Origin of the sequence: Fibrobacter sp. UBA4297, from assembly GCF_002394865.1 — a bacterium.
Classification (GTDB): domain Bacteria; phylum Fibrobacterota; class Fibrobacteria; order Fibrobacterales; family Fibrobacteraceae; genus Fibrobacter.
In genome coordinates, this window is sequence record NZ_DGUZ01000022.1 from 44575 (window position 1) to 70900 (window position 26326).

26 protein-coding genes are annotated in these 26326 nt (G+C 46.3%); 8 read left to right on the plus strand and 18 right to left on the minus strand.

Translation table 11 applies throughout. The features are described 5' to 3' along the window. Position 1: 1 nt before the first annotated feature. Positions 2-325 carry a hypothetical protein gene (locus B3A20_RS13720; RefSeq protein ID WP_290765924.1) on the minus strand — a complete coding sequence of 108 codons (324 nt, stop codon included), beginning with the start codon at positions 323-325 and terminating at the stop codon, positions 2-4. A gap of 129 nt (positions 326-454) precedes the next feature. Here B3A20_RS13720 and B3A20_RS13725 point away from each other — a divergent pair, with 129 nt between their 5' ends. Together B3A20_RS13725 and B3A20_RS13730 are read left to right on the plus strand one after the other, a co-directional pair. Beyond that, entirely contained in the window at positions 455-643 is a 189-nt protein-coding gene (locus B3A20_RS13725) for a DUF3791 domain-containing protein (RefSeq protein ID WP_290765926.1), read from the plus strand. 22 nt (positions 644-665) lie between these two features. Further along, positions 666-899, plus strand: a complete 234-nt coding sequence (locus B3A20_RS13730) for a hypothetical protein (RefSeq protein WP_290765928.1) — start codon at positions 666-668, stop codon at positions 897-899. Here B3A20_RS13730 and B3A20_RS13735 read toward each other — a convergent pair. Beyond that, positions 896-1609, minus strand: coding sequence for a hypothetical protein (locus B3A20_RS13735; RefSeq protein WP_290765930.1), 714 nt, complete (start codon positions 1607-1609; stop codon positions 896-898). The genes B3A20_RS13730 and B3A20_RS13735 overlap by 4 nt on opposite strands. Positions 1610-2095: 486 nt before the next feature. Next, complete coding sequence (locus tag B3A20_RS13740; protein WP_290765932.1) at positions 2096-2737, minus strand: hypothetical protein; 642 nt, start codon at positions 2735-2737, stop codon at positions 2096-2098. A gap of 303 nt (positions 2738-3040) precedes the next feature. Here B3A20_RS13740 and B3A20_RS13745 point away from each other — a divergent pair, with 303 nt between their 5' ends. Continuing rightward, positions 3041-3424: a hypothetical protein gene (locus B3A20_RS13745; protein ID WP_290765934.1), complete on the plus strand. Its 384-nt coding sequence runs from the start codon at positions 3041-3043 to the stop codon at positions 3422-3424. A 70-nt stretch (positions 3425-3494) separates the two neighbouring features. On the opposite strand, the gene B3A20_RS13750 is transcribed toward B3A20_RS13745, so the two are convergent. From B3A20_RS13750 to B3A20_RS15575, 7 genes are all read right to left on the minus strand, one after another. Then, on the minus strand, positions 3495-4391 hold the full coding sequence (locus B3A20_RS13750) for a PD-(D/E)XK nuclease family transposase (protein ID WP_290765970.1): 897 nt from the start codon (positions 4389-4391) through the stop codon (positions 3495-3497). A gap of 294 nt (positions 4392-4685) precedes the next feature. Then, a complete protein-coding gene (locus B3A20_RS13755) occupies positions 4686-5213 on the minus strand; it encodes a type IV pilin protein (RefSeq protein WP_290765936.1) in 528 nt (175 codons plus the stop codon). A 356-nt stretch (positions 5214-5569) separates the two neighbouring features. Beyond that, entirely contained in the window at positions 5570-6904 is a 1335-nt protein-coding gene (locus B3A20_RS13760) for an ATP-binding protein (protein ID WP_290765938.1), read from the minus strand. A 286-nt stretch (positions 6905-7190) separates the two neighbouring features. After that, a complete protein-coding gene (locus B3A20_RS13765) occupies positions 7191-8546 on the minus strand; it encodes a GGDEF domain-containing protein (protein WP_290765940.1) in 1356 nt (451 codons plus the stop codon). Positions 8547-8677: 131 nt separating this feature from the next. Then, positions 8678-8896 carry a hypothetical protein gene (locus tag B3A20_RS13770; RefSeq protein WP_163443573.1) on the minus strand — a complete coding sequence of 73 codons (219 nt, stop codon included), beginning with the start codon at positions 8894-8896 and terminating at the stop codon, positions 8678-8680. Next, positions 8896-9369, minus strand: a complete 474-nt coding sequence (locus B3A20_RS13775) for a DUF3990 domain-containing protein (protein ID WP_085491074.1) — start codon at positions 9367-9369, stop codon at positions 8896-8898. Before B3A20_RS13775 ends, B3A20_RS13770 begins: the two co-directional genes overlap by 1 nt. Beyond that, complete coding sequence (locus tag B3A20_RS15575) at positions 9366-9584, minus strand: DUF3791 domain-containing protein (RefSeq protein ID WP_085491075.1); 219 nt, start codon at positions 9582-9584, stop codon at positions 9366-9368. Before B3A20_RS15575 ends, B3A20_RS13775 begins: the two co-directional genes overlap by 4 nt. A gap of 66 nt (positions 9585-9650) precedes the next feature. Here B3A20_RS15575 and B3A20_RS13780 point away from each other — a divergent pair, with 66 nt between their 5' ends. After that, positions 9651-12224, plus strand: coding sequence for a TIGR03960 family B12-binding radical SAM protein (locus B3A20_RS13780; RefSeq protein ID WP_290765942.1), 2574 nt, complete (start codon positions 9651-9653; stop codon positions 12222-12224). Here B3A20_RS13780 and B3A20_RS13785 read toward each other — a convergent pair whose 3' ends face one another. Continuing rightward, positions 12225-12437, minus strand: coding sequence for a hypothetical protein (locus B3A20_RS13785; protein WP_015732184.1), 213 nt, complete (start codon positions 12435-12437; stop codon positions 12225-12227). A 263-nt stretch (positions 12438-12700) separates the two neighbouring features. On the opposite strand from B3A20_RS13785, the gene B3A20_RS13790 reads away from it, so the two are divergent. The 3 genes from B3A20_RS13790 (at position 12701) to B3A20_RS13800 (ending at position 16324) form a co-directional block, all read left to right on the plus strand. Beyond that, positions 12701-13543, plus strand: a complete 843-nt coding sequence (locus B3A20_RS13790; protein ID WP_290765945.1) for a TIGR00730 family Rossman fold protein — start codon at positions 12701-12703, stop codon at positions 13541-13543. 133 nt (positions 13544-13676) lie between these two features. Further along, the gene (locus B3A20_RS13795; protein WP_290765947.1) at positions 13677-14768 is read left to right on the plus strand and encodes a protein kinase domain-containing protein; all 1092 of its coding nucleotides are present in this window, start codon (positions 13677-13679) and stop codon (positions 14766-14768) included. Positions 14769-14839: 71 nt separating this feature from the next. Continuing rightward, complete coding sequence (locus B3A20_RS13800; protein WP_290765949.1) at positions 14840-16324, plus strand: hypothetical protein; 1485 nt, start codon at positions 14840-14842, stop codon at positions 16322-16324. A 156-nt stretch (positions 16325-16480) separates the two neighbouring features. Here B3A20_RS13800 and B3A20_RS13805 read toward each other — a convergent pair whose 3' ends face one another. The 7 genes from B3A20_RS13805 to rfbA all read right to left on the minus strand — a co-directional run bounded on the left by B3A20_RS13805 (position 16481) and on the right by rfbA (position 23494). After that, positions 16481-17860, minus strand: a complete 1380-nt coding sequence (locus B3A20_RS13805) for a mannose-1-phosphate guanylyltransferase/mannose-6-phosphate isomerase (protein WP_290765951.1) — start codon at positions 17858-17860, stop codon at positions 16481-16483. Then, on the minus strand, positions 17861-19078 hold the full coding sequence (locus tag B3A20_RS13810; protein ID WP_290765953.1) for a polysaccharide biosynthesis/export family protein: 1218 nt from the start codon (positions 19076-19078) through the stop codon (positions 17861-17863). It lies immediately after the preceding gene. Positions 19079-19095: 17 nt separating this feature from the next. Beyond that, positions 19096-19542: a low molecular weight protein-tyrosine-phosphatase gene (locus B3A20_RS13815; protein WP_290765955.1), complete on the minus strand. Its 447-nt coding sequence runs from the start codon at positions 19540-19542 to the stop codon at positions 19096-19098. Positions 19543-19665: 123 nt separating this feature from the next. Next, on the minus strand, positions 19666-20229 hold the full coding sequence (gene rfbC, locus B3A20_RS13820; protein WP_290765957.1) for a dTDP-4-dehydrorhamnose 3,5-epimerase: 564 nt from the start codon (positions 20227-20229) through the stop codon (positions 19666-19668). Positions 20230-20314: 85 nt separating this feature from the next. Beyond that, a complete protein-coding gene (locus B3A20_RS13825; protein WP_290765959.1) occupies positions 20315-21451 on the minus strand; it encodes a dTDP-glucose 4,6-dehydratase in 1137 nt (378 codons plus the stop codon). Positions 21452-21591: 140 nt separating this feature from the next. Continuing rightward, positions 21592-22296, minus strand: coding sequence for a hypothetical protein (locus B3A20_RS13830; RefSeq protein WP_290765961.1), 705 nt, complete (start codon positions 22294-22296; stop codon positions 21592-21594). 310 nt (positions 22297-22606) lie between these two features. Continuing rightward, positions 22607-23494, minus strand: coding sequence for a glucose-1-phosphate thymidylyltransferase RfbA (gene rfbA, locus B3A20_RS13835; protein ID WP_290765964.1), 888 nt, complete (start codon positions 23492-23494; stop codon positions 22607-22609). Between the two features lie 63 nt (positions 23495-23557). Here rfbA and B3A20_RS13840 point away from each other — a divergent pair, with 63 nt between their 5' ends. After that, the gene (locus B3A20_RS13840; RefSeq protein ID WP_290765966.1) at positions 23558-26176 is read left to right on the plus strand and encodes a DEAD/DEAH box helicase; all 2619 of its coding nucleotides are present in this window, start codon (positions 23558-23560) and stop codon (positions 26174-26176) included. Positions 26177-26326: the final 150 nt, after the last annotated feature.

Here is a 26326-nt window from a genome sequence, read left to right on the forward strand (position 1 = left end):
ATTACTTGATAGATTCGAAACTAGGAGTAAGAGCCAAGCATTCTGCTGTAGTTGTAGTGTTTGCTGCTACAGACTGGAATGTCACGTCAGCAGCATTTGCGGTATTGACAGATACCAAGATCTGCCAATGAGCTGCAGCTGTTGCACCAACCTTATTTGCGCTATTCACATCGTTTCCCTTTGGGCAATTGTTGAGAGTGACCCTGTTATCAGCAGCCCAACCAACAACATTTGTGGCATTCTGGGAGTTCGTGTTCAGAGCAACACCAGTACCATAATAGAAGTTAGTCGTTTCGCCACTGTTCGGAGCAATATAACCAACCATATTCCAACTACCAATCTGGTTGTTTTCGGTGAAGTAAGTCTGCAGCAACTTCACGTGTATGTGTTTTATATTGACCGAATGATTCATTTTTATATATTTCTCTATATGGAAAAGCAAATAACATGGACTGTGGCTGCTATTAGTGAATTTGCGAAAGCAAAAGCACTTTCGGTAAAGCAGGCATTTAATTATCTGAGCCTATTTAAAGGAATGGATTTCTTAGAAGCACATTATGGGGCTGAGCATTTGCTTTCTTTTGAAGATACCGTTGAAGATTTGACAGCAATCTGCCAAAGAAACGGAGGTCAGATTCAATAATGTTGTGCCGTGAATTTTAAGTATGAGACCAAAACAAGAATTTCTAGTTGAGGGAATCGTCAGCGATATGGCTAAATGGCTGATGGAAGAACGTAGTCTTTCTCTACAGTCGGCATTGGGCCTCATCTACAATTCAAAAACTTTTGAGTTGCTACAAAATCCATCAACAGGCCTTTGTACGGAAAGTTCAGCCTACAATTACGATTTGCTAGATTCTGAATTAAAGAACGGGAAATTAATTCAAACGGAAATTTAAAATTTCCACTTTGAATCAAAACCAAGAATTCGTTTGCATTGGACGTTCTTTATCATGTTCATCTGCGAAAGACGCTTCTCGGTGAATCGATCATCACATGACACTGTTAATGGAGTCTCACGAATTTCCTCTACGCTTTTCTTGATTTCAGGCGTGAGAATTGCACGAGCTGGAGCAACGTAATCGCTTCCGATTACAGGGCCTCGCTTCGACAAGTATTCGTCAAAGTCTGCCTTTGATCCATCAGCTCGTATGCCGAAATCAAAGCCGTCTTCGGCGAGAGGGACAAAAGCCATGTTGAAATCAAAGCATGGATTCAAGCCGGTACGCTCAAAGGTTTCATTATTCACTAAGAAACCGAAATTTCCAAAGTGCCTATCTGAATTCAACGTAATACAATCCGCCACGACCATACGGCGGAATTCGTCTTCGCAATTAAATTCGCGATAAATTTCAAGAGTTTCGGGAAGTCCGTATTTCACACCATTCTTCAAGAAAAGGCTGACAGGTTTATAACCATATTCCTGACTTGTGAAAATTTTGCAATCAGACACAATTCGACCATCGTATTTTCTCATATCATATTTTACGGACTTGCAAATCCGTTCAAAGATTTGGCTTGCAAGAACTTCACTATAGGGTTCTAATCCTGCGTTTCTTGCTCCTGCACTCCCTGTTTTTATAAGATGGATTCCGTCTTTTTCGTTCAACCAGCATTTATCGTAAGCGCCATCTGTTGTGAGCTCAGGAAATATCCTTATTTTTTGTAAATTAGCTACATCATGTCCGTTAAACGCAAATTTAGAAACGTCCTCATCAAAACGGTTAGGTAGTGTCGGTCAAGGAAAGACAATGCGTCAAAGTGATAAAACCGCTCTTTGTTTTTCCACCGCATAATTTCAGTATTTTATTTATGTGGCTACGGTGCTTTGCAGAACTTCTATCAGCTACCCACGAATCAATATTTTCACACCATAATGGCAATGGTGCATATATTTTTACGATTTCGCATAATTCAAGTTCACCTTCACCTTCGATGATGAAGTCACAAAGAGGTGTTTCCTTGTTTATAAGAGCATAATGCATATCAGTATATGCATATAGATTATTTAGGAAAGGACGTCAATACCACTCATTTTTCTAAAAAATACAATGACGGATAGTATACAATTTCGTATAGTTTCGGTTATTATGTTTTATTTACGAGATATCTTTTTCTTAGATTTCGGCTGACGATTTTTTGACTGCAGATTTTCTCCACCTAAATGAATGAACATGAAATCGCAATCTTCGTCGTAATCTGGTTTTATATGCGATTCAATGAATTCCTTTACAGGAGCCGGAGGGTAAGAAAAACCATACTTAGATTTATAAGTTTCTTGCAACGGGCTTTCATGAATAGCATAAATGTATAAATGGGACGCCCCAATATATTCTTTTACTTCACGAACAATGGGCAGGATGAAATCAAAGAACATTATTGAGCCAACATCTGTGTTGCCGTTACCAACAAAAGCTCCGTTCTTGGCAAAATACACCAAATCAATACCCGGCAAAGTGTAGAACAGCTTACCCTTCGCTTCTAACGGAAATAAACCTGCTTTGAGCGTAAAAAATCCGCAAAGATAGCCGGGATCTTCAAAGACAAGAAATGTTCTTGCTATCCCGTTTTCTATATCCGACAAAGCCTTTTTCTTGAGATATATCGCTAAATTTTTTCCTTTGCTATGAGACGGTTGAAAAGTTTTTATTACCGCTTTATGGGCTTTAGAAAGCGGTTCGCAATAGAAATCCCCTTTATGAGGCTGTCTTAATGGGAAAAAGGATCCTTCACTCATTTCGAGAGTTGTTTCGTTGACAATTTGGGCAAGTTGTTAATCCTGCGGAACCTATTTTCGTTATAAACAGGAAAATGCAACATCGCTTCGTATGCCGCTTTCGCTTTTTTTTGCAAGGATTTCATTTCCATCTTCGTCATACTATAAATATAAATAAAACAACCAGTTTAAGTCAACTAGCTATATTGCTTTTGCTGGTCTATTTTGGATTTTTTCTAAAAGGGAACCGTTTTCTGACCATATAATATTGTAAAAAACGTGTTTTTTTTTGCATAAATAGCCAACTTTTACACCACTTCCTACGTGAAGTTGCAGGATGCATATGCATCTGAAACTGGTGCCGCTGGTACATGGAAGCTGATCGGCTACATTGCTCCGGGTGCTAAGGATGCATCAAATGATAAAAAATACTCCACCAATGTTTTTGATTATACCGATGAGTTCACAGGCTCAACGAATAATACGACCATGGTTAACAAACTTACTTCCAATGCAGATGGATGGAAAGCTGAGGCAAAAACAGCTTTGAACGACTGTGGAATTAAGAGCACTTGGCAGATGAGTTTCAAACAGTCTGGTACTGGTGATGCTCTTGCTTATACTGCTAAGATTGTCCCGGCTGCAAATAGTGACTCCACGTCTTGCGCGTCTTTGACTGCAAACTTTGGCAACATTGCCCACCAATAATCTTTAAAAGATTACAAAACTTCAAAAGCTCTCCCATCGGGAGGGCTTTTACTATATATAACCGATTCCGTTATTTATCGGCTTTAGTTGCCAGCGTCTTTTGCAATTCTAATATTTTTTCTTTAGGCAAATGCGAATATTTTACGATTTCTTCAATGGGTTTGTCATCTGCGAGCATGTCAAGCGCAGTTGCTGTACGCTCGTTATCACGCCCTTTTTCAAAGCTTTCATCAATAGCATCACTATATGCATAGAGAAAATCTTTCATATTCGCCTGCTTGATTAAGAGTTCATCGCTTGCCGTATCGCATTCAATTCGCCTTAGAGCATCTTCGAAAGTGGGATTTTCAAATTCCGGCAGCGAACTAGAAGAACCTGCATTCTTCAAAATATAAAGCCAACGGTCTTCATCCGTTTTGAGTTTGTCTTTCGGCTTGTCAAACTTGGTAAGGTCTACAATAATATACTTATTTTTTGTAGAAATTGGAATACAACCGTCCTTACCGACACTGGACTGATTGTAAAGGCCAACTTCATCTCTATAAACATCCTCCATAAACTGAACAGGGTAATCCATAATCCAAATAGAATAGATTTCTGGTAATTTGTAGCGGAACCTTTTCTTTTTGGCGTCAGGCATATTCTGAAAGTCTATTTCTTTATTGTAGTCGTTCTTCGCTCGCAACAACAGAAAAGCATTGTATATCATCATTCGGTCAATGTAATCGTTCAATTTGAGCTTTTGCATTTCAACATCAATTCGCTTTCCGGCTTTGGTCTTGGCTCCTATATCAAACTTAACACGGTATGGTTCTGGCAAATGAAAAACTTCATCCTGTTGAACGGTATAAGTCAGCGAATGAATCGCATTTTCGCCTTCAAAATGCAGAATTGCGTTCAGAAAGTTCACGAGCGCATCTTCGCTGTCAAGCAGAGCCCTAAATGCGGGATCGCATCGAGGATCCAGGTATTTTTGCCCCTCAAATTATTTTCTAGCGCTTTCAACATCATTTATATGGTCATATGTTTCGAATAAGGATTCGTCATCTATATTCATTCTAAAATCTCCATTTTTTTGAACGAAGAAACATTCTCCATCCATATAGTTAACACGCTTTTTTGGAGATTTTGGTTCACCTGTTTTTGAAAAAATTTTGTAAAAATAGGTTTAAGCACAAAAAAATTGAAACTGGTTATAATATTGCAAAAGCCTTCCCGAAAGGGAAGGCTTTTGAAGTTCTTTATCAACTCAGACAATTGATTATTCGTGACCAATGTTGGTGAAGTTTGCAGTCAAAGACTTGCAGTTGACGTTATCTTTATTATTGCCCAGGTCCGTGATACTAGCAGTAAAGCTAAGAGATGCTCCATTGCCGGCTTTAGACGACACAATCATCCAATAGCTACCAATCTTGCAATCGTTCAGAGCTGTTTTGGCAGTAGCTCTCCATCCTTCAGTATTGTCACTAAGTAATCCAACCATGGTTGTTCCATCTTTAGTGCCGTTTGTGAATGCACCGGTATAATCGAATACCGTAGTTGAGTAGCTGTTTGAGTTAGTCTTGGAACCCGGAGCAATGTAACCGATGTTTGCCCAGTTACCAAATGCACCAGTTTCAGCAGCGTGTGCATCCTGCAACTTCACGTAGGTTCCAGCTGCCGGACCAACTTCAGAGGCCTTGGACTTAGCAATCATACCGAAGAGTTTCGGAACTGCGACTGCGGCGAGGATGCCCATGATAACAATCACGACCATCAATTCAATAAGGGTAAAACCTTGCTTCTTCATAGTGTGTTCTCCTTGTTTTTGTGACACATTCTTGTTTTGAGCGTTATTGCTCGTTTACATTCAGTAATATATCCACTTTTTTCCCGAAAAGCAATACTTTTGTCAAACTTTTGTCACGTTTTTGTCATGACTCAGTATATTCCAACTTAAAAGTGCCGTTTTTCGTAAAATTTCGCAAATATTAACCAAACTTTCCGATGAACTATATATAGATAATTTTTTACGAAAAAGGGATTTTCATCTGTTTTTTATATTCCAATTTGGAATATATCAACCGGAGGTGTGACGACCGTCACACTGTTTTCAGCCCTGTTTGTTTAAAATTCTTTACTTTCAAAGATAATTATCACTAAAAACTAAAATTCTTCCAACATAAAAGGCAGCAAATACAGCGGTTTTAACAGCAATTGTCCCACATGAGCAACATCCTTTTGAGAAAACAGATATTCCTTGTATATTTTTTTAGAATATTTGTTTACAAAGTTTTCAATAGATTCGTGGTTTCGTGTAGCAGAAGACTTAATTTCCAGAGGAATAATTTTGTTTCCTTTAGAAAGCAAAAAATCTATTTCAAAATGATGGGAACTGTTTTCTTTCAACCAGGTATGGTAATAAAGTTCTTTGCCACTAGCGGTAATAATTTGGGCTGCAACATTTTCATACAGATAACCAAGATCAGCATCCAATTTGTCGCTTAAGAGTTTTGCATATATTTCATTAGCTTGTTTCGAATCGTCGAACATCAAAGAAATAAACAACCCGGTATCAGACGCGTACAGCTTAAATCGCTCCAAGTCTTTTGTCTGAGCAAGGGCCGAATCGGGATTAGAAACATGATAACAACAAAGAACAGTCTTTGAATCCAATAATTCAAAGAAACGACTTTCATCTTTTGCGGTTTGCCGTTTTCCAATCGCAGAAGATAGGACAAAATGTTTCTTTTTTAAGGCTAATTGGCTAGGAATTGCCTTATAAATATTAGACAATCGACCTGTCGGATCAATTTTTTTCAAATCCTCAAAATACAGATTTAATATTTTTCTTTTTACATTATCGATATATTCAAAATTTTCTTTTTGAATATACGCTTCTACGGCCTGGGGCATACCGCCTACAGCCATATAAAGCCTAAAATCTCGCATTAAACTTCTGTTTGTTGAGTTTCCAATAGCCGTATTCGCCTTATAAATCTCTCGGATGGTATTCGGGTCCTTCCCTATAGCCCACATGAATTCCTCATAATCCATGGGATACACACTTATCCGATGTTCTTCTGAGGGGATTACAATCCCTTGAACATTTTTCTTTATAGAAATGAGTGATCCAGTTTCAATATAATCGTAACGACCATCCTTTACCAAGAACTTGATAGCCTGCCGAACTTTGGGTTGCAGCTGGATTTCATCAAAAATAATGACAGATTTTCGTTCCTTGAGGGATATTCCCGATTCAGCCTGAAGTCGCAAGAAAAAAACATCCAACTTCGCTATATCTTTGAAAACATCAAGCATTTCCTCCGTTATATTTGCAAAATTCACTACAATATAGGAGTCATACTCATTTTTCGCAAATTCCTCAGCAATGGTACTTTTTCCCACACGACGGGCTCCTTCCAACAAGCAAGCGTACCGTCCCGAATAAGACTTTTTCCATTCCAGCAACTTATCGTAAACCTTACGTTTGAACAACACTTATTCGCCTCTTTGAGAAAAATTCCAAAAATTCAATATAAAAATACACCAAAAATTACAAAAATTCAACATAAAACATGGATAAAAATTCCATTTTTTCAACATAGAAATGTTTTTCTGCACTTTTCGACATTTTTTCGAGGCTAAAATCGGCCAAATCATACACTTTTTCCGACCTGAATTCAAAAATCCGTGCTAAACAGGAAGTCCACTTCCATTTTAGCACGGTTATACATATAAAAAAGCCTCCCGCAGGAGGCTTTACAAGACTTAACTGGATTGACGCTTACTTCATCACAGAGTTTGCAACGACGACGCGGTTGCCACCGGCCTGCATTGCCATCTGGAGGGAGGCTTCTGCGGTGTAGATGAGCGAGCCGGCATCATTTGCGTGGGTCGGCATCACGGCAACACCCATGCTGAGCGTGGTCGCGAGGATCCCTTCGCCGTATGCAATCTGGAGCTGCGAGATTTCGTTGCGGATACGTTCGGCACGGTTTCTCGTGATGTTGAGGTCAGCGCCCGGCATAATCACGCAGAACACGTCGTCGGAGTAGCGGCACGGGATGTCTTCGCCACGGATGTAGCTCGGCAAGCGCTGTCCAAGTTCCCAGAAGAGCTGTTCCACGGCATGGCGGCCTTGAGCGTTCTGCACGGCAGGGATAGCATCGGGGTAAAGCATCACAATGCCAATGGGCGACTTGTGGCGCACGGCAGCGGTGATTTCACGGCTGAGCGATTCTTCCATATAACGTTTGTTAAAAAGACCGGTCAGCACGTCGCGGATGCTGTGCTGTTCAAAGCGTATGCTGAGGTCCTGGTTCGCCACGTAAAGTCCAAACGCGGTAGCGACAATGCTCACCTTGGCCTGCCAGTATTCCTTGGTTTCTGTTTCCGGAAGCTTATCGACCTGGAGGGTCAGGATGCCGAAGTGTTCTTCAAGGCCTTCGATCGGAGCGCAAATGGCGATGCCCTTCGGGCGGTGGTGCAAGTGCGTACAACCGCTAGGGACTTCGGGCGAGCTGTAGTCGGTCACGACGATGTCGCCGGTATTGAAGCTTGCGCATTCAGCCGGGAGCACGGTTTCGTCGCTGATGACGTTCGGGCCAAAGCGGAAAATCTGAGAGAGTTCAGTCTGCACGCCGCCGTACATATAAAGTACGCCAGAAGCTTCGGGGAAGAGTTCCGGCAAGAGCTTTTGCATGGCGTCGATGACTTCGGTAAACGGACGGTTGCGGAGAATTCCGAGCTTAAAGCCGTTCCAGGCTTCGAGCGGGAACCCGACCTTGAGGGCGGCTGCATCGAGTTTCTTGATGGAAGCGGGCACGGGCTGCTGCTTGAGGGCTTCGGCGGCGGGGATTGCACCCGGCGGGAGCGGGTTCTTCTTTTCTTCTTGGAGGCGAACCGACACGAACTGTGTGTCCTTGGGCTGCGGCTTGTTCAGCACCTCGTTAAAATCGTTTTCGATGGCTTCAATCTGCCGACTGCAGACGGTATAAAAAACGAAGCCGAGTACTGCGCCCCAAGCTCCGACAAATATGAACTTCGCCCCGATGGACATGGTTTCTTCGGGGACTACATATGCAGCAATAACGCCCATCAAAAAGGCGACCAACCAAAAGATATATTTAACGATATTCATACCATAAATAATATTAAAATATTACAGGGCATGGCTGTAAAGAATTTTTAAAACAGCCCCTTAAAAGCGAAGTTTCTCTACGATACTCATTGATACAAAAAGGATGGAACTATTAATGTGCGATATAAAACTTAGCCCTTTTGCAAAAACTCTTCGCGAACGAATTCATAGATGTAATCAGCACTTCGAGCCCGCAATCCCGTACTAGGATCATTTAAAGAATCAAAAATCTTTGACTTATAAACAAAATTGAAAGCAGTTTCCATATCCAAAGAAAACTCATTCATCAAAGATTGAACATTTTTTTCAACAATCCTCGAAACCAATGATTCGCTTTGAGCCGTAGTCATTACTTAACCCTCCGCAAAAGAGAAACAGCCTTTTCTGTTAAAAAGCAATATTGACTATTCAAGTCTTTATACTCAAGTTCCTTAGCCAACTCTTCTAACGTACGTAGGCCGTCTTCATACATATTCAGCAAATAAGCGACTCCATCATCAGCAATCGGACCTACAACAATATCATAGTTATGAGTAAACTTAGCAGAACTACTTCTATTTTTATAAATAAATTCAGCCCATTCAACACACACTTTTTCAAATCGTAATAATCTCAATTGATTTGATTGAAAAATACTTTCATCAAATTCATATTCTTGGACAACAGGATTTCCTCCAAAAATACGACTACGATTTTTAGCCAACTCATACGCTTGACGTTGGATATCAGTCACATAAAAGCCTCTTCCAAAGTCCTTATAAGGCTTTGTTTTCTTCAAATCTATTTCAGAAAAATCGCTATTTGTCCCATGATAAAGAATCATCCAATTGTGCCCCCATTATTTTTGCAAACAACAACCAAGTCATTCAATGCATCTTCTACAGGAAGAAGGTGTTCCGAAGAATAGCATTCATCGAGAAAACGAACGCCTTTGAAATCACATAAATAACTTGCTGCAGCCTGAAGCGACAATCGAAAACGCTTCGCAAAAAGCCGGATGCACATATTCACATATGGGATTTTGTATTTGTCAGCCATATCCTGAATATAGATTATCACTCGTAAAAAGACAACCCTTCCCCATTCTATTCTATATTTACCAACATGACAATCCTTGAGAAAATCGCACTTGCACTCCCCGCAGTAGAATCCCCCGCCCGTTACATGGGTGGCGAAGCGAACAGCGTCATCAAAGACCACAGCAAAATGCTTGCACGCATGGCGTTTGTGTTCCCAGACACTTACGAAATCGGCATGAGCAACAACGGGCTCAGAATTTTGTACCATGTGCTGAACCGCGAACCGGATTTGCTTTGCGAAGTGGCTTTTGCGCCGTGGGACGACATGGCCGCCGAGATGAAGAAGTACGATATTCCGCTTTATACGCACGCAAGCTATACGGCGGTCAAGGATTACGAAGTCGTGGGGCTTACGCTCCAGACCGAACTAAACTTTACAAACGTGCCGTACGTGCTTGAACTCGCTGGGATTCCGGCATGGCAAAAAGACCGTGCCGAAAGCGACCCGATTGTCGTTTCGGGCGGACCCTCGATGGGGAACCCGGAGCCGGTCGCGGATTTCTTTGACGCGTTCATGATTGGCGATGGCGAAAAGCTGATTGTCAAATTTGTGCGTTGCGTTGGCGAAGGACGCAAGGCGGGCCTCAAGCGCGCCCAGATTTTGGAAAATTTGTCTAAAATTGATGGCGTTTACGTACCGAGCTTGATGAAGGTTGTCAAGAACGAATACGGCGTGATTGTCCCGGCAGAACCCGCAAAGGGCTCTTACGAAAAAACGAACGGTGTACGTCGCCAGTTCATCCCGGTTTTGGACCCAAAAGACTACCCCATCAAGAACTTGATTGCAAACATGCAACTTGTTCACAATCGTTTTAGCGTGGAAGTGATGCGTGGTTGTGCGCAGGGTTGCCGTTTCTGCCAGGCGGGCATTTGGTACAGGCCGTGCCGCGAGCTCAATCCGGACGATGTCTTGGACATTGCAAAGGCGGGCATTCAGGCGACTGGCGAACGCGAACTCGGTCTTTTGTCACTTTCGACCGCTGACTACAAGCCGGTCGAAGCGCTCACGGATTCCATTATCGATGACCCTTTTTACGATAACGTAGATGTAAGCCTCCCGAGTATCCGCGTCAATAGTTTCGGACAAAGTCTCGCCGAAAAGGTTGCAGCGCTCAAAGGCGGTCGTAGCGCCACGTTCGCACCGGAAACAGGTTCTGAACGCATCCGCAAAATGATCAACAAGACCATCAGCGACCAGGACATGTACGACGCCGCCGAACACGCTTTCTCTAGCGGGTTCAACAAGATTAAGCTTTACACGATGATTGGCTTTCCGACCGAGAACCTGGATGACATGCAGGCGTTCTGCGAGCTCATCTTCAATCTCGTGAAAATCGGGCGCAAGTATAACCGCGGCATTCAAATTGCGGTGAGTATCGGCATTCTCATCCCGAAGTCGTTTACTGGCCTGCAATGGGCTCCGTTTATGGACAAAGAAACAGCACTCGGGCACATCCGCTACGTGCGCGAAAAGTTCTTCAAGCATCCGAACGTGAAAATCAACTGGGCGGCCTGGGAAACAAGTTTCTTGGAAGCAGTCTACAGCCGAGGCGACCGCAGCCTCGGTCCAGTCATTTACGCCGCCTACAAGAAGGGCATCATCTTCGAAAGCGACAGCTATCGTTTTGACTTTAACAAATGGCTCGAAGTCTGGCAAGAATGCGGCTACGACACAAGCTGGGTCTACCGCGAACGCGACAAGGACGAAGTCTTCCCGTGGGACTTTATTCACGCAGGCACGACAAAGCAATACTTGCGCCGCGAATGGGAAAAGGCGTTCGACCCGAATTCCGCACCCGTGCCGAACTGCAAATGGGGTGATTGCCAAGCTTGCGGTATCCCGGGATTCGGCAAAGAAATCGTCCTCGCCGACGACCCTGTGCGCCACAAGGCGCCGAGCCGTACCCCTGAAGAAATCAAGAAGCTCGTGGCAGAACGCCGCCCGAGCCAGAAGGTGAGCTACAGTTACAAGATTACGTTCAAGAAGACTGGCATCAGCCGATTCCTGCCGCACCACAACATGCTCAGTTTCTTCGAACGCACGTTCATTTGCGCAGGCATCCCGATCAAGTTCAGCGAAGGCTTCAGCCCGAAGCCCCGCATTGTGAACATGGGGGCCTTGCCGCTTGGACTTGAAACTTACTGCGAAGTCATCAGCGTTGATTTATTGCAAAAGCTCGACCTCTCCGCCGAAGGTAAACCCGCCATTATTGCAAAGCTCAGCGCTCCGTTCCCGCGCGGCATGGAAATCGTGGACATCGAGCCCTTGAAGGAAAAGCTCTCGAAGCATTTCCCGAAGGCGATGGTCTACCGCCACACGCCCGAAAGCATCCCCGCCGACCTTATGCAAAAGTTCGAACAAAAGCAATTGCCAATTGTCACGAACCACCGCGGTCAGCAGATGGACTTGAACGAGCAGGTTCTTGGAATTGATATTCAAAACGGAACAATGGTTGTGCGCGTCAAGTGCAACAACCAGGGGACAACCCCCAGTCCGTTTGTCATTTTTGCAGGGTTGCTTGGCATTGAGATTGACCCGGCCAAGCTCGATGAAGTCTCCCGCCGCTTCCTCGTCGCAAAGATTGCAATCGAGTGGTAATTATTCAGCCGGGAGAATAATCTCGATGTGACTGGTGCTGACGTTGAGGAAGTGCGTACGGAACAGGTCCTTCTCATTCCTGTCGCAAACGCGTACCTGCGTCACCGCAATAAAATCCTTGTTTTCACGGATATAGTCCGTGAGGCGTTCGTCACGCAGCGTGTCGATTTCGCCCGTAATGACAAAATTATCTGTCCACATTTTTACTAGCATACCACTAATATATAAATGTTAGTCCAAGTAAGAAGATAAAAACCTTATTTTTTCGCCCCTAAAGCCATTTTAACGTATATTATTCAATAAGATACAACAATGTCATGCCCGATTTATTCGGGCATCTCCCTTTTAAAAGAAAATAGGAGATTCCCACCTTGGTGGCCATGCGCACTAAGCACTAAAGCGCTAAGTGCTGTCCGCCCGCCTTCGCGGGAATGACAAGAATGAATCAATTTAAACTTAATTAAGAGGTTCGCATTATGGCACCGAAAAAAGTACGCACGATTCCAGGGCAGATGGCATACCACAACGCCGAATTTATGGAAAGCGATGCCGCACGCCCCATTCGATTCCTTTCTGAATTTTTCCAGCCTGCACAAGTTTTTGCACAAGAAGATATCAAGAATTCTATCGTGTTCTTTGGTTCGGCACGTACACTCCCGCCCGACGAAATCAAAAAACGCCGCAAGGGCTGCAAGGATAAAAAGGAACTTGCAAGGCTTGACCGACTCTCCAAAGTCGCGGATTCTTACAATGCAGCTCGTGAACTCGCTGCCAAGCTCGGCAAGTGGATAAACAAGCGCCACCACGGCTACGCCATCATGACGGGCGGTGGTCCGGGCATTATGGAAGCCGGCAACCGCGGTGCATCTGACGTGGGTACGCCTTCTGTCGGTTTGAACATCAAGTTGCCTTTCGAACAACATTGCAATCCGTACATCGATGACGAACTGAACTTGCAGTTCCGTTATTTCTTTGTCCGTAAATACTGGTTCCTGCGCATGGCTCGTGCGCTCGTTATTTTCCCTGGTGGATTCGGCACGCTCGACGAAGCCTTCGAAATGCTCACGCTTATCCAGACCGATAAGTATGCGCAGCAGATGCCGGTCGTGATTTTTGATTCGAACTTCTGGAAGAAGGCTCTGAACTGGGAATTTTTCGCCGAAACGGGCATGATCAATCCCGAAGACCTCAAGCTCTTCAAGTTCTGCGACACCGTCGATGAGGCTTACGACTTCATCACGTCCAAGCTCGAAGAACAAAGCGAAGAAAAGGTCACGTTCGCGCGCTCCCACGCCGAAAACGAAGAGAAGAAGAAGTAACAAAGTCATGCCCGCCGGAGCCTGTGCTGAGCGCAGTCGAAGTAAGCGGGCATCTTTTTTGTCGCCCCTGTCACCCCGGGCTCCGTGCCGGGGTCACCTTTTTTGCTAATTTTCTTTCATGTTCTGGAACAATTTGGCAGAAACGATGGACAGGGTCTCGCGCAATTTGGCGCTCCGCCCGAACTACACCATGGCAGAATACCAGCGGTGGTTCGACCACAACCCTGACTTTAAGCACAACGGCAACGCAGAACGCATCGAGCTTATCGAGCCGCTTTCGCTCGTAGGCACAAACCAGCTTTACCGCGCAAAGCTCTGGATTGAACACCCGCGCGACGAAAAGCGCTATGACGAAAAAGAAATCGTCGTAAAAATCTGCAAGTACTGGGCGCCGCCCGGCAAGAACCGCCTGCACCGTTTGAACATGCTCCTGAGCGCGTTCCAAGATGAAATTCGCATCAATAACCTCATCCGCGCGACAAACATCGAAGGCGTGGTACAGTCTTTTGGCGGAGGCATCGCTGGTCGCCACCCTTACCTCAAGCTAGAGTTTATCAAGGGTTGCTCGCTTGATAGAGTCATCAAGCCAAAGCTCACTGACGAAGAACTTTTGCAGCGCGTGGCTCAAATCGCCTACCTTGCAAACACCATAAGCCAGCTCCATTACTACCAAATTGTACACAAGGATATCAAGCCCAAGAACTTGCTCCTTTGCCAGAATCCGGCGCACAAGAACAACCACAAGATTTTACTCTGCGACTTTGGTTACGCCCAGGCCAAGATGCGCGAAACCGTTACCGAAGGTGGCGGACTTTCATCGCCAAGTTACAGCGCCCCCGAACTTGCCCAGTCCAGCGAAAACATCACGTACGCCGTGGACTACTTTAGTTTCGGCGCAGTCATGCACGAATACCTCACCGGCGTAAAGCTTTACCCCAAGGCGAAGGAAATTTATACCGAGGAAGGGCGCCTGATAACCAAGCGCTACATGGATTACATCGAGAACGGCCGCGAAAACGTGTTTAACGATGAACGTTTCCCGGAAATTCACGACTGGATTGACGCCCTCACCACATTCGATGTGAACGAGCGCATGAAAAAGAGCCCAAACCTGTTCGCTCTCGCCCACAAGCTCCGCGAAGAGGTCAACGCCCAGGGATTCCGGGACGTAAATACCGATTTTCTGTGGAACCAGCTGAACGAGTACAGCAAACGCACGTTCTAGAACGCTTTTAGCCTACATTTCGCCCCCTAGCCCAATTACACTTCACTAATGATTTGTTTATATTCATTGGTATGAAGAAAATATTGAGCATCCTCCTAAAACCGTTCCGGTTTTTCAAATTCCATCATTACGTGACGCTTTTAGCGATCGCTGTCCTCGGGGTTTTCAACTTCCAGACGACCCTAAACCCGACAATCCAACAAATACGCCAAGAAAAGGATATTCACGAATCCTTTGACAAATGGTGGGAAGAGGAGCGTGCTCAAGAATTTAAGAATGTGGGTCTCACGCCAAATGACACCATCAAGATGCAAGAGTTCGAGCTCTACAAGGAACGTTACCAAGTCGAGCACCCAACGCCGATTATCGAGGAACGCATTGAGCAAATAAAAGTGGAATTCCTTGAATGGTGGGAAAATCAGGGGGGCAAAGAGCAATATGCCGCGGAGCACGGCAGCTACCCTACAGACAAACAATACGAGGCGGAGCTCAAGAAACGGATTTATAATTACACGGACAAATTCATCCGTTACCGTTGGGCATACCAGCCTAGCCGTGGCAATACCGAAAGTTTTCTCACTTGCAGTTTGCTAGTACCAAGCATCTGGTCGTATATTTTCTTCGCCGTATTTTTCATGTTCGCGCTGATGCAGCTTGAAAAGCGCTGGCACGCGTTCTTTATTTATGTTTATGCGGTGGTAATCGCTATTATCAGCGGGTTCTTTGTGGATTTGCTCGTGGACACTTCGTTCTTTGGGCAGTTCGCAACGCAGCGTTACATGGGCGTAAGTCTGATGCTTTGCTTTTTGCTGGGAGCAAATGTTTTTGACAAGGAAAAAGACGCCATTCCGTCTTACGTGAGCAAGATTTCACAATTCGCGCTTGTCGGGAGCATGGCGATTGACTGGTTTTTGAACCCGGGAATTTTCAATGCGGTCGCCGTGCTGTCTCCGTTTTTCTTTGCTCTAGGCGGGCTTGCGGGTTACTTCATGCCACACCGCTCTGAAGGCGGCGCCAAGCAGGTCGTTACCGAACAAAAGAACGAAGAAACAGTCACCCCTGGCGAACACACTCGCAAGATGATTGAAAACGGACTGCAGGCGGCAAGCAACGGAGAAAACGAGAGTGCAGCGCGCCTGTTGCAATACGGGCTGACAGCGCTTTTGCAAGAAGAACCGGTCAAGTTCCAGGATGTGAAAGATGCCGTAAATAGGATTGCAGGCTGCTATGCCGAAATTCCGAGCACGCAATGGATTGAATGGGGAGCAACCGCCAAGCAAAAGAAGATTCCGGAAGCGGCAATTACGTTACTTGAAAAGGGTATCGCCAAAGAGACCGACGCAACGATTCTTCGCCGTGCGCACTTTGACATTGGCGAACTCCGCATCCAGACAAAGTCTAATGTGAATGCGGCCATGGAGCACTTGAGCAAGGTCATCAAGGAAAACGACAGCGATACGCTCGCCGAACAGGCCAAAAAACTCATGGAAACCGGCAAAGACATTCTAGTGCAAATGGCTTACGCCGCACCGAAACAATTCAAGGTTTCTAATTAAAAACTAAAGGCGATGCCGGAACGGAGTCCGGCATGACAATGCAAAAAAATGTTTTTGCTGTAACAAGATGGCGATTCCGGCACAAGATCGGGATGACGATATGAAAAAGGCGGGCCCGCCATTTTTTTTTACACGAACGGTAAGCCCGCCACACGTTTAAGAGCGCTTGTAGTCGTCCTGCACGCGGATGATGTCGTCTTCGCCGGTGTATTCGCCGACCTGGACTTCAACAATCACGAGCGGGAGCTTGCCTTCGTTCTGCAAGCGGTGAATCGTACCAGAAGGAATGTAGGTCGATTCGTTCGGGCGCACGTAGAACACCTTGTCACCAACGGTGCATGTTGCAGTTCCGCTCACAACGACCCAGTGTTCCGAACGGTGCAAATGTTTCTGCAACGAGAGGCGTTCGCCCGGACGAACAACGATTCGCTTCATCTTGTAGCGGTCCGTAGATTCGAGCACGGAGTACGTACCCCACGGACGGTTGACCGTCTGCGGGACCTTCGGCAAGTCGGAGCCGCGAGCCTTGAGCTCGTCGACGACCTGCTTGACCTTCTGGCTGCTCGCAAGAGGAGCGACCAAGAGAGCATCCGGCGTATCGACAATGAGCATATTGTCCAAGTCAATCGTGCAAATCTGACGCTGACCACCGAGCACAAGAGAATTCTTGGAACCGATTGCCAAATGCCTGGCGTTCACGTTATTGCCATTTTCGTCGTGGTCGAATTCACCATAAAGCGAATCAAACGCACCGAGGTCAGACCAGCCGATATCGCTCGGCACGACCTTCACCTTGGCAGACTTTTCCATCACAGCGTAGTCGATGGAGTTCGACGGGATGTTCATCATGTCTTCGTGATTGACACGGACTAGAGCATCCTTGTTTTCTTTTTTGGCGTTTGCAAAGGCAATCTTTGCTGCGGTCAAGATATCCGGAGAATACGTTGAAAGTTCATCGAGGAACGTCGAAGCCTTGAAGCAAAAGATACCGCTGTTCCAAAAGAACCTTCCAGAAGCAACGTACTTCTTTGCTGTTTCCAAATCCGGCTTTTCAACAAAGCGCTTGACATCGTCGCCATTCGCTTCGATGTAACCGTAACCAGTTTCCGGGCCTGTCGGCGTGATGCCGAAAGTCACCATGAAACCTTTCTTTGCAAATTCTTCGGCCTTGCGTAAGCATGCTTCGTAAGCATCTGCCTTGCGGATCACATGGTCCGACGGAGACACGAGAACGATATCGTCCGGATCAAGACCAAGGCAAGCAAGAGCAATTGCCGGAGCCGTATTGCGGCCTACCGGTTCCAAAAGGAAGCGAACATCGTTAGCGCCCACTTCTTCGAGCTGGTCTTTAGCCAAGAAATACTGTTCTGCATTGCTCACAATGTACTGAGCACCGCAAATGCGAGAATTTGTCTTTACCGTACGCTGGAACAGGGAAGCACCGTCAAAAAGACGGGCAAACTGTTTGGGCATGAGAGAGCGGCTAATCGGCCAAAGGCGCGTACCGCTGCCACCACACAAAATCAAGTTAATCATTTATTTACCCGTTGCATTTGTAGCGTTGTTCGCCGTATTCGTAGAAGTAGAAGTGTTAGAAGAAGTTGTCGAAGAAGCTCGCTTCTGGGACGGAGTCTTCCAACCCGTATTATTGATATCCTGGACGTTCTGAACGATATTCGTACCAAGATAAATAGCGTTCATGGTCGGGGTAATCAAGCTAAGAAGGCGGTTCCACGTTGCAATGCCAGAAGCATCAACGTAAACGATATCGCGCGGATTCAATTCAAAGCGGTCAGCCATTGCAAGCGCCATGGCATTCTTTGCATCAAGCTGGTAGATATCAATCTTTTCCCTAGACGTATTTCTGATAACATAGATATCACTCGGAGCGGCGTTCATGGCATTCACACCACCGGCTGCGGCAAGGGCTTCGGCCAAGGTGATATAGTTATCCATGTGGACAATGCCAGTTCTGTTCACTTCACCAAGGACATACACCTTTCTATCGCGTTCGGTATCCTTACGCAACGGCACAAACAGCTGGTCTCCCGGCTTCACGAGGATGCGGTCCATAGGAATATTTTCCTTGAACGCACGGATGTAGTCGATTGTGTAAACTTTGTCTCCACGACGGAGCTGGACTAACGAAGGATCAGCTGCTTCATCGAAGCCACCCACGGATGCAACCAAATCAGGGATTGTTACCGGGTTTTCATTGAAGCTCACATAGCCCGGATTGGCCACGGCTCCCGTGACAAAAGCCTTACGACTATAATAGCCCGTCACACGGACATCCACTTGCGGGTCATTAAGGATTTTGTCGGAAAGACGTTTCGTAATTTCGAGGCGAAGTTCCTGGGCGGTAAGGCCAGCAGCTTGGATTTCACCGGCATACGGGTAGAAAAGCTTACCATCGGTCGTCACCTTCTGACCTGCCGTCTGGTACTGCCCCATCGGGGACGTGAGTTCAGGATGTTCCCAAACGACCACCTGCACCTGGTCTAAAGGTCCGATTCTGTATTCCAGCTGGGGAAGGGTATCCACAATCAGGTCTTCTAGCTTGCCTTCGTGCGGATTTTCGGCCACCGGAATAGGTTCTCCCATGTCGCCCTTTTCAATGGAATGCAATTTAAATGTAATTCCATTATAAGTTGTGGAATCTTCGGGAATATCCATACGCATCTGCGGAGCGGCAAAGCAACCGCTCAAGATAACGCCAGCAACTCCACAAAGAGCTATACCAATTTTATTCATATTTTCCCTCTTAGAAATTATTTTGTGGCTTCACTTTGCCTAATCTTTTCTACCCAATACGGAGTCAGTTTAGAGATAAAGTTCCAAGCCAGCACAAAAGCATTTTCTGGTCGCCTATAAGGGTCAGGAATGTCCACCTGGTGGGATTCACCATAACGGAAAACCTTACCCTCAAGCCACGGGTACTTGTGCAAGAGTTCCCTTTTGTGGCCATTTTCCATAACCAAAATCAAGTCAGCCCATTTGAGAATGTCCAAATTGATTTGACGCGCACGATGTGCACTCATATCAATGCCATGCTGCAAGGCGATTTTCTGGGATAGCTCATGTGCGGGATTATCAACCAAAGCTCCGAGACCAGCGCTCATCACATTGAAATCCGGTCCGAGTTCTTTTTTTAAAAGATACTCCCCTGTAGGACTACGGCAGATGTTCCCGGTACAAACGACAAGAATGTTTTTCATAGTAAATAAAAAATAGCAAATTAAAAAACAAGTTAATAGTTTTGAGTTACCAGTTACTAGATTATCTCAAGACGAAACGCTCTAGTAACATTCAACCAGCATCTAGTAACTGCGCCAAAGGTATTACAAGTCAAAAGCGAAGCCAAGGTCCTTGAGGCACGGGTTCTTGGTATCCTTTTCGGAGAGGAGCGGTTCAAAGTCCTCGCCTACCGGCCACTTGATGCCGATTTCCGGATCGTTCCACATGAGACCGCCTTCGTCGCCCGGAGCGTAGAAGCGCGTGCACTTGTAAACGAACGAAGCCGTTTCGGAGAGCACGACAAAGCCATGGGCAAAGCCTTCCGGAATGTAGAACTGCTTCTTGTTCTCGGCAGAGAGCGTAACGCCCACCCACTTGCCAAAAGTCTTGCTGTTCTTGCGGAGGTCCACAGCCACGTCAAAGACTTCGCCTTCGATTACACGGACGAGCTTGCCCTGCGGATTCTGCTTCTGGAAGTGCAGACCGCGAAGCACACCCCTCTTGCTACGGGATTCGTTATCTTGGACAAATTCCACATCGATGCCGCCTTCGGCAAAGTCGCGCTTGCTGTAGGTTTCCATGAAGTAACCGCGCGCATCGCCAAAGACTGTCGGTTCGATGATTTTCACACCTTCGATGGAGGTTTTGATGAAATTGAATTTGGACATATTTAGTTGGTAGTTGGCAGAACTTAGACCGCTTCGCTCTTAGACGAACAAATAAATCTAAGTTCTAAGTTCTAAATTCTAAGTTCTACTTTCCCTTGTACATACTTTCGTAATACTTTTCGTAGTCGCCGCTCGTGATGTTGTCGAGCCATTCCTGGTTGTCGAGGTACCAGCGCACGGTCTTTTCGATGCCTTCTTCGAACTGCAACGACGGTTCCCAGCCGAGTTCCTTCTGGAGCTTGGTGGAGTCAATCGCGTAGCGGGCGTCGTGACCCAGGCGGTCGGTGACGTACGTGATGAGGTTCAAGTCTTCACCTTCGGCACGACCGAGAAGCTTATCGACAGTCTTGATGACGACTTTGATGATGTCGATGTTCTTCCATTCATTGAAACCGCCGATGTTGTAAGTTTCGGCGATTTTGCCGTTATGGAAAATCACGTCAATCGCACGGGCATGGTCTTCGACAAAGAGCCAGTCGCGAACGTTTTCGCCCTTGCCGTAAACCGGGAGCGGCTTCTTGTGGCGGATGTTGTTGATGAAAAGCGGAATCAACTTTTCGGGGAACTGGTACGGACCGTAGTTGTTAGAGCAGTTCGTGACAATCGTCGGCATGCCGTAAGTGTCGTGGAAGGCGCGCACAAAGTGGTCGGAACCAGCCTTCGATGCGGAATACGGGCTATGCGGCGTGTATTTCGTCGTTTCGTAGAAGAAATCGTCACCGTATGCCAGATGATGTTCCGAGCTAGAAGCCGTGGTCGTGAACGGCGGCGTGATGCCTTCCGGGTGGTTCATCTTGAGGGCACCGTAAACTTCGTCGGTCGAAATATGGTAAAAACGCTTGCCTTCGTACTTTTCCGGGAGGCTTTCCCAATAGAGCTTGGCCGCCTGAAGGAGGGAGAGAGTACCCATGACGTTTGTACGAGCAAATGTGAACGGGTCCTTGATAGAACGGTCCACATGGCTTTCGGCAGCGAGATGGATGATGCCGTCAACATGCTTGTCTTGCATAAGCTTGTAGAAGGCGTCGAAATCGCAGATATCCATCTTCACGAACTTGTAGTTCGGCTTGTTCTCGATATCCTTGAGGTTCGCGAGGTTTCCCGCGTACGTGAGCTTATCGAGGTTGATAATCTTGTATTCAGGATACTTATTGACAAACAGGCGAACGACATGGCTACCAATAAAGCCTGCACCGCCAGTGATTACGATGGATCGTTTCATGAAATTCTCCAATTTACATGGAGAAATATAGTAAAGGGCAACTTTTTCTAAGGGCGACAAACACAAAAGAACCCGACACAGAGCCGAGTTCCTTATAGTCAAAATAGGACTAGCAAATAGAACTAGTGATAATCCATGATCTATTCTTTAAACAGACGACTTTCGTAAATTTCAGGCCAAATATATCTGCTATAAATTGCACGAGCCTTTGAAGCACCATCAGGGCCTTCGAACATCCCACCATGGTAAATCGCCCCATTCGTCACAAGTTCATCAGGCGTTCCCTGGTTCCAAACAGCGACAAATGCAGAGATCGTACCAAATTCCTTGTACCACTTATTCCGAGAAAGCTTATCCCCTTCTGGATTCGGAGGCGACTGAACACTGACATTGCTTATAATACTGACATTGCTTATATTTTCATACTCATTATATGCTACGCCTACATTATGAAACCCTATGCAATAACCATAAGAGTCACAATCAGAGAAAAGACCTGTAGCAACAAGAAGTGTATTTGGATTAAACGGAGCTTGCGCTATATTAAATAGAGCTTGAGCCTCATGGCCGTCATAATCAAGGTCATCAATAGTATAAAACTGAATTCCAATACCGGCGTCAACAAACGCATAATATTCAAAACCATTGCCATGGATATCCGTAGGTTGCATATTTAGAAGGCGATGAAAGTCCTTATTTTGAGAATCAATGAGCTTAGCCAAAGAATTATGAGACTTTTCCTGTTTCACATCGTTCGTAGAAGCAACAGAATTGTCAAGGCCAGTATCAGAGCAGCCCATCATCGTCATTGCCAAAATTGCGGCAGACAAGGTAATCTTCTTCATATTATCTCCTTATGTTATATGAGGCAAACAAAATATATTCATTTTTATAACATAATCAAGATAAAATATTAAAAATAAAATTTATTTTAAACAAACAACATGTTATCAACAAAATCTACTATAACTAAAAAAAACAATCAAATTTATCAACAATTTATAAACAAAACAATTCTATCAATTAATATAAGCTAAAAATTTCATTTATAAACTAACATAACTTTACACTCAAAGATTCAGTTATTTATACATATAAAAAAGAGCCCGACACAGGGCCGGGCATAAAAGCAATTAGAACAACTGAGTTTACAGATTAGTAGTGGATCTTTCCTTCGGCGACCTTTTTGAGGTGCTGGCCGTAAGGAGACTTGCCGTACTTGGCGGCAGATTCCAAGAGCTTTTCCTTGCTTATCCAGCCATTCTTGTACGCAATTTCTTCAACTGCTGAAATTTGGATGCCCTGGCGGTTTTCGACCATTTTCACGAACTCGCCCGCTTCAATGAGGCTATCCATCGTACCGGTATCGAGCCAAGCAAAACCACGACCAAGGAGTTTCACGTCGAGTTCGCCCTTGTCGAGATAAGTCTTGTTGAGGTCAGTAATTTCAAGTTCGCCACGAGCACTCGGTTTTTGCACCTTAGCATAGCCCGCTACGCGATTGTCATAGAAGTAAAGGCCCGTTATGGCGTAATTGCTCTTCGGTTCCTTCGGCTTTTCTTCGACAGAAATCACCTTGCCATTATCGTCAAATTCCACAACGCCAAAACGTTCCGGGTCTTCGACGTAGTAGCCAAACACGCTCGCACGGCCATTTTCTTCGGCGTTCTTGACGGCAGCCTTCAAAAGCTGGCTGAAGCCGTTTCCATAGAAGATGTTGTCGCCAAGCACCATGGCGCAGCAATCGTTACCGATAAATTCTTCGCCCAAAATGAAAGCCTGGGCAAGTCCATCCGGGCTCGGCTGCACCTTGTAGCTCAAGTTGAGACCCATGGCAGAGCCGTCACCAAGCAAACGTTCAAAGTTCGGCAAATCCGTCGGCGTTGAGATAATGAGAATGTCACGAATGCCCGCCAACATCAAGGTCGAAAGCGGATAATAAATCATCGGCTTGTCGTAAACTGGCAAAAGTTGCTTCGACGTGACCATCGTGAGCGGATACAGACGTGTGCCGGAGCCCCCAGCGAGTACGATTCCTTTCATAACAATTCTCCTTACATTCGAAAATAGAAAACTTCTTACGATTAATATTATCTTTGAGCCATTATGGCAGAGCAAAACAAGCGGATTCTTAAAGATTTTTTGAATGAACTGATTGAAAAGTTCAACGGCCACCGTTCCGATATCTCGTCTGAAGACGTTTTGGAACAATTTATGGCGTGGGCCGAAGCCCGCGGAACAACGTTGTACCCAGCGCAAGAAGAAGCCATTTTGGAACTTTTGGACGGCAAGAATGTCATCCTCAATACGCCGACGGGTAGCGGAAAATCCATGGTCGCATTGGCGCTCCATTTCGATAGTCTTGTACACAACCGCCGTAGCGTTTACACCTGCCCCATCAAGGCGCTCGTGAACGAAAAGTGGATGGCGCTCTGCAAGGAATTCGGCGCCGAAAACGTCGGGCTTTCGACCGGTGATGCAACCGTCAACCGCGACGCCCCCATCATCTGCTGCACGGCCGAAATTCTTTCGAACATGGCGCTCTGCGAAGGCGAAGCGCTCACCATCACAGACATCGTGATGGACGAGTTCCATTATTACAGCGACAAGGAACGCGGTGTCGCTTGGCAAGTTCCGCTTTTGACGCTCCCGCAATCGAGATTCCTCTTGATGAGTGCTACCATTGGCGCTACGGAATTTTTCGAACGCGATATGACCAAGCACACGGGCCGCGAATCCGTGACGGTCCGTTCCACGCAACGCCCGGTGCCGCTCGACTTTAGCTACAGCACTACCGAAATTTCAACCGAAGTGCAAAAGCTTGTGAACGAAGGCAAGGCTCCAGTTTACGTCGTTCACTTCACGCAGGCCGCTGCGGCAAGCAATGCGCAGAACTTCATGAGTCTTGACCTCTGCACCAAAGAAGAAAAAGTCAAGATCAACGAAGCAATCAAGGAAGTCCGATTTTCAAGCCCGTATGGTCCGGATGTCAAGCGTTGGCTCAAGCAAGGCATTGGGCTCCACCACGCGGGGCTTTTGCCAAAGTACCGCATTCTCTGCGAAAAGCTCGCCCAGCAAGGTTTGCTCAAGGTCATTTGCGGCACAGACACGCTCGGCGTGGGCGTGAACGTTCCAATCCGCACAGTCCTTTTCACACAGCTCTGCAAGTACAGCGGCGATAAGACCGCCATTTTGACCGCGCGAGATTTCCACCAGATTGCAGGCCGCGCAGGCCGTAAAGGTTTTGACAATGTTGGCTACGTGGTCGCACAAGCGCCCGAGCACGTCATCGAGAATCTGAAACTCGAAGCGAAGTCACGCACGACAGGCAAAAAATTCCAAAAGAGGAAACCACCCGAGCACGGCTACATTCCGTTTGATGAAAACACATTCAAGCGTTTGATTGACGCATCTCCGGAACCGCTCACTTCGAGTTTCCAAGTGAATCACGGGATGTTATTGAACATCTTGAGCCGTCCGACGGACGGTTGCCGCGCCATGCGTGCGCTCCTCAAGGATTGCCACGAAAGTGCGGCCAGCAAAAAACAGTTGCAGCACCGCGCATTTTTGCTGTTCAGGAGCCTCGTCGAAAAGAAGATTATCGAATTCGTGCCGCCTGTAGCTCCGGGTTACAGCCACTTGCGCGTAAACATGAACTTGCAAGACGACTTTTCGATGAACCAGCCGCTATCGCTGTACTTACTTGACACGCTCCCGAAGCTCGACAAAGATTCGCCGGAATACGCCCTGAATGTGATTACCTTGTGCGAAAGCATCCTCGAGAATCCCGAAGCCATTTTGCGCATCCAGCAGAGCAAGGCTCGCGATGCCCGCATGAACGAACTCAAGGCGCAAGGCATGGAATACAACCAGCGCCTCGAAGAGCTTGAAAAAGTTGAATACCCGAAGCCACTGCGAGACTTCATTTACGACACCTTCAACGCTTTTGCCGACATTCACCCGTGGGTCGATGAAAACATTGAACCCAAATCCATCGTGCGCGAGATGTTCGAGAATTTCACGACGTTCAGCGGCTACGTGAAGCAGTACAATTTGCAGCGCATGGAAGCGATTTTGCTCCGCCATTTGAACGGCGTTTACAAGGTGCTTTCGCAGACCGTGCCTGACGGCTACAAGAACGAAGAACTTTTGGAAATGCAGGACTACCTCGGCGAAATGATCCGCCGCGTAGACTCCAGTTTGCTCGAAGAATGGGAAAAGATGGCGCACCCGGAAGATTACCAGAAACGCTTGGACGCTGGAACTGCCGAAGACGAAGCAGAAAAGGCATTCGGTGCAGACAAGGCCGCCGCAGACATCACCTACGACAAGAAGCGATTCCTCAACATGGTGCGTCAGCGCATTTTCCAGATTATGATGAGTTTGCAAAAGCAGGACTTCTCGGATGTTCTGGACAGCCTCGCCGACGACCTTGCCGAAGGCGAACTTTTGGCGGACGCCGAAGGTATCCCATGGACAGAAAAACGGCTCATCGAAACGATGGCCGCCTACACTGCCGAACACCACAAGTTCCGCATGGATGTGGAAGGTCGAGCACTCTGCCATACAATCGTCACGTACGAAGGGAACATTATGCAGATACAGCAAATGCTCCAGGACGAAGAAGGATTCAACGACTGGAGCATTGATTTCACGGTCAATCTCGATGAAAGCCGAGAAGTCGGAATGCCATTGTTAAAACTTGCCAGAATCGGCGAAGTTTAAAACATCATCACGCCCGCGAAAGCGGGCTTTTACGTTTTAAGCAAAGTTTAAACTTCACCGACAAACTCAAAGCCAGCTTCTTCAACAGCGGTTTTTAAAGCAGGCTCGGAATGCGCCAAGGTCGCTGAGCCTGCCGAAGCGCCGTGATGA